Source organism: Polaribacter sp. BAL334 (assembly GCF_015767435.1).
Taxonomy (GTDB): domain Bacteria; phylum Bacteroidota; class Bacteroidia; order Flavobacteriales; family Flavobacteriaceae; genus Polaribacter.
On sequence record NZ_JADWOV010000009.1, the window covers coordinates 1 to 496 of the forward strand.

Here is a 496-nt window from a genome sequence, read left to right on the forward strand (position 1 = left end):
ACCTACACTTGATTTAGAAACCCCTAAGAGTAAAAAAATGATTGCTACAACTCGCTCTTTTGAAAAGAACATAACAAACTTCAAAGATATTTCTGAAAGAGTAGCAACATTTACAGCATCCTGCTCAGAGAAATTAAGAAAGCAAAATAGCCATTGCAATATGATTATGGTTTTTGTAAACACCAATTATTTTAACAAAGAACAACCTCAATACTACAGGAATATAGTCATCAATACAGATTTTCCTACCAACTCAACCATAGAGCTAAATAAATACGCTCAGATTGGTTTAAAAGCCATTTTCAAAGAAGGCTATCAGTACAAAAAAGCAGGTGTTATAGTAATGGGTATTACTCCAAACAATGCAGTACAATTGTCATTTTTCAATAGTTCAAACAGCAAGCATCAGCCCTTAATGGCAGTAGTTGATAGGCTAAATCAAAGCTATGGTAACAATAAAATTAAATTCGCAAACCAATCTTTAGGTCGTCAATGG

Annotated in this window: 1 protein-coding gene; it reads left to right on the forward strand. The window is 33.1% G+C overall.

Annotated features, from left to right (window positions below; all coding sequences use genetic code 11):
* Positions 1-37 precede the first annotated feature (37 nt).
* Positions 38-496 (forward strand): DUF4113 domain-containing protein (locus IU405_RS00045; RefSeq protein ID WP_231749380.1); only part of this gene is annotated, 459 nt, incomplete at its 3' end.